Below are 4,344 nucleotides of genomic sequence, written 5' to 3'. Positions count from 1 at the left end.
AAGAGGTTCGTGAAGAGCTTTTCACCGGTGGCTTTGCTCATTATCTCAACTCTTCCATCGGGCATTGCGGTGACCATCAAAAACTTGTTCTCAAGACATCGACTGTTATTTGCTTTATACAGGTCATGATTGATCGGTCTGCTCGAACTGCATATCTGGAACTTGTCGAAGGAAAGCCCGTCAATTTGCGACCCAAGATAACCCTTCACAGAGACAACTTTCTCTATAGGCGCCGAACCGCCAAGATAGTTCAGAGACTTCTCGGTTTCGCGTAAAGAAGAAATCTGGAAGTCCACTTCTTCACCTGTCTCGTTCTTCACAACAGGTCTCTTTGAGAGGTTGTCGAATGCAATATGAGGAAGATCAATCTCTATCTCCACAGGACTAGTCGGACATTGTGATGGATTGAAGACAACAAAGAAGTCATTTTCTCCTTCGGAAGCGGCTCCGCTCAAGCTTGAAAGCGAATCCATTGCTATATTTCTGCTTATCTCAATACTGTGGGAGTATCTGCGCGATACGTCTAAATGGACTTCATCCACACTGCAGCCACCTATGCTGTCATGGGCAAGGTTCTGAAGAACCAGCTTCCAAGCCTTCTGCAAGAAGCCTCCCGGATGCCGCTTTCCTAAGAGTAGAGCGAACGACGCAAGTGGCTCAGCATAACTCTCTAGCCAGTTTAGCGCGTCAAAGTTTTCGCGCTTGTTTTTGCACCTGGAGGAGAGGACGTTGGGTAGAATGAAATTGAAGTATCCCCTCTTGGAGATGTTAACGTTTTTCAGCTGCCCGTGAAGAACTCTTATTCCTTCGGTGGCAGGTATCCTTTTCTTCAGCTCCGCCGCCAAGTCATTGAAAAGCGCCTGTTTGCAGGAAAGACAGTTGTCGGTCTCTTTTAGCTGATCTATGAACGGAAGAATCGACTCGCTTGGCTGAACATGGTCGCAGCCATCCATCAGCACCACCATGCCGGTTGCGGAGTTTTCCATGAACTCCTTTGCAGAGCCTATAAAGAATGCCGAATCGACAGGTTGACCCTCAGGTGTGAATGCCATGTTGCAGTAACCCAGTCTTTCCGGGAGTCTGTAAGTGTACAGACTGCTCCCATCGGCTCCCTCCCAGATGAATTCCCATGGCAAGTCATCGCCAGACACTCCGCGCCAAATTAGTGACGAAGTGATCCCGAAATGTCTAGCTATTTGCGGAATTTGAGAATTGTGTCCGAAAGTGTCGGGAAGATAGGCCAGCTTCTGTGGATCTCCAAACTCGTGTGCTATCTGGGAACCAAGCAGAAGGTTGCGGATCAACGACTCGCCATCGGAGAGAAACTCATCGGCCTGAACGTACCAGGGACCAACGCCAATCCTACCTGATGTCACAAGTTCCTCGAGAACTCGGCGCATCTCCGGCCTGATCTCCAGATAGTCTTCCAGTATCACTAGCTGTCCATCAAGGTTGAAGCAACGGTATTCTGTACTACTCTGTAGGATTTCTATTAGCTTATCCATTGCCTTTACAAGTCTATACCTGAAGGATTCAAACGACTCGTACCACTCCCTGTCCCAGTGGGTGTGGGAGAGGACGAGCACGATTCTATCTTTTCCTGCCACAGTACACACCTCTTCCATAATTATAAGCCGTGTCAAATAGTCGAAAAACCTTCTCCGGAGCTATTTCCATTTGAATGTTGTGAATCGAAGCGAAGACAAAACCACCTCCGGGAGAGAGTATGTCTATACGCCTCTTTACATCATCTCTAACGTCATCCAATGTTCCGAAGGGCAGCACATGCTGAGTGTCACATCCGCCTCCCCAGAATACGATATCCTTTCCGAACTCCCGTTTGAGCATCGCAGGTTCCATGTTTTTTGCACTCGTCTGGACGGGATTGAGGACCTGGACGCCGGCCTCTATGAAATCACCGATGAAGGGATAAACAGAACCACAGGAGTGTAGGAATATAAACAGCCCGGGTTTCTTCGAATGAATATAATTGCACAGCGCCTGCAAACGTGGTTTGAAGAGCGCTCTGAAAAGCCGAGACGAAATCTGCGTATTCTCCTGTGTTCCGTAATCATCTCCAATCTGTATAAGGTCGATTTCGTCACCGAATTCATGAAGGTACCTTTCGAGCTCAACGGTGTACTTCTCGAGAAGCTTGTCAAGGAAGTATTCGACTAACGGTCGATCCGTTATGATTCTCTCCATGAACTCCTGATAACCAAAGTAGGTGTGTCCTGCCTCGAGAAAGTTGCCTCCAAACGTTCCCATTACCGCACAGTCAGCGGAGTTCCTAATTTCCATAAGCTGGCTTTTCAGAAAAGCGATCTCCCTCTCTGAAAGACCAGAACGGACGAGTCCGTCAATTGCCTTTTTGTCTTCTGTGCCAGCCAAGGGAAAGTATTTCCCGTCGAAGTAGAATCCGCCTCTTGGCATGCTGGCTACGATCCGGCCGTCATTCATAATGACTCTAGAACCATCGGCTAACGTGACTGGATCGAAACCCGCAGGCAAAAGATACCTTCCGCCGTCTTCGAACAAGTCGAACTCTATCCATTCATCTATTCTTGTATCAAAGCCGCCGTCGAGTCTCTTGAGTTCTACGACGTCAGAATGCATGCTCTTTCTTACTTCTTCTTCGACCAGGGCCAGTTGCTGGAAAACGTCGTAGATTTTCACCGATGTGTCTGATAGTCCAAGGTACTCCTTAAGCTTCCTGTATGCTATTGCATGGATTCCAGTCGATCTCATTCCACCAAAATCTATAGGGACCCGATCCGGTTCCCTGTGGTTCAGGGCTTCTATTATTCTCTCTTTTGAAGTTATTTCGATCACCCCACTTGAAGATCTGTGCGAAGGAATTCATATGCCTTCAGGTCATATCTTCTCCCATCACCTGCGATGAGATAGCCTTTCTCTCCAGCAACTTCCTTAGCAAGAAGGACCGGCTTCATTGATCTATCCTGAGCGAGAAACAGTTCGACATTGTCGCTCGCCTTCAGTCCTGCGAGGATAGGAGCAGCCTTTCGGCCACTCTTGAATACTGAGATTGGATTTCTCATGGTAACGGAATACTTGTGCAATCCGGTCGATCCAGTCGACAGCCTAACAGCGAAATCCATGGGTTCGCCGTTGAGAAAGGGGCTGGCAAAGCGGTTCTGCAGGTTGCCGTTAAAAAGTCTGAAGAACAATCTCCCACTTGCCGGAAGGTCCCGTCTGAATCGTAAAGGTGAAGGAGAGGCGAAGTCAACCAGGTTTATGCCTTCGAGGCCTATATTCACCGAAAATCCACTGCCAGTATCATCGATTCTAAGTCCCCCGAGTACTGTCAGAGTATCCGTCCCGCTTCCGCTGATTAGATCACCCTGCGGGGCGATTCTTCCGGGAGTGGAGTAGCTGATCTCCGGCCGCTCAACGTTGAGCGGAACTTCGAGAAACAGAAAGTCAGACGGACCGACGTCGTAGATGTAGTGGATTCTTACAGACAAGATTATCTCCGCAGATTCTGCTGGCAATATGAAGGATTTTCTGAAGGGCCTGCAGAATCTATCTATGGGCTGGAATTCAATCACCTTACCCCACCGTGATTCGAAGACCCTAAAGCCACACTTGACTGGCAGATAATCCTCTTCTCTATTTGGAGAAGCTTTTCCTGTGTACAACTCGTCGTGTTCTATAGCGTCTGCCAAGTTTTCTGTCGGGTTGACAGCGGTACGCACTATTTTGAGCTTTCCAGCCGTCAGAGATGAAGAAAGGAGTTCTCGCCCGTTCTCCTTGGCCACGATTGATTCAAGTTCTCCCCGATCGTTGAAGGATAGATCGAAGTGATCGGTCGAAACCTCTAAGTTACCTGTCGAGCTTTCAGAAACTGAATTTCTTCCAGCTTTCTTCCGTGGCAGAAAACGCCTGTGCTCGAAGCCCTTGAGTTCGCCAGGGTCGAAAAAGAGCTTCCCGCTGTAGAATAATGAAGAGACCTCAGTTCCATCGGGAGCTTCCAAAGAAAGTTCCGGATCGTCACAATTCATAACACAAAAATCATTGCGCGTCAGCCCTGTTGGGTTGAACGCCGTAATGTAATTGCCAGAACCAAAGACTCTCTCTCGTAGACTATTGATTGTCTTGCAGGCCAGGCGGTTAGCCCGAAATACCCAGCCGAAACCCTGAGTTACTGCATCAAGGATTGCCTCGGGGTCTTTAGAGAGATACAGACCTCCACCTCCCGAATGCTCGTCGAATCCCCCGATCAATTCAAAAGCTTCCTCGATCTCTTTATGGTTCTCCCCATTTGAAAGCCCGTTTAGAATCGAAGCTTCATGCAGAATGGAGAAGGTATGCGAAGAAAGTGAG

2 protein-coding genes and 1 pseudogene are annotated in these 4,344 nt (G+C 48.4%); all 3 read right to left on the bottom strand.

Translation table 11 applies throughout. The features are described from left to right. Positions 1-1,607, bottom strand: a pseudogene (locus RJ60_RS15045) (hypothetical protein); the annotation flags it as partial. Further along, entirely contained in the window at positions 1,591-2,832 is a 1,242-nt protein-coding gene (locus RJ60_RS15040) for a uroporphyrinogen decarboxylase family protein (RefSeq protein WP_099830112.1), read from the bottom strand. The gene RJ60_RS15040 and the pseudogene RJ60_RS15045, both read right to left, overlap by 17 nt. Further along, on the bottom strand, positions 2,829-4,344 hold a 1,516-nt coding region (locus RJ60_RS15725), incomplete at its 5' end, for a hypothetical protein (RefSeq protein WP_180979993.1). The genes RJ60_RS15040 and RJ60_RS15725, both read right to left, overlap by 4 nt.

The sequence above is a fragment of the Mesotoga sp. B105.6.4 genome (genome assembly GCF_002896535.1).
GTDB lineage: Bacteria > Thermotogota > Thermotogae > Petrotogales > Kosmotogaceae > Mesotoga.
The sequence above is the reverse complement of the archived record's forward strand: the minus strand, read 5'-3'. Positions and strand labels throughout refer to the sequence as shown.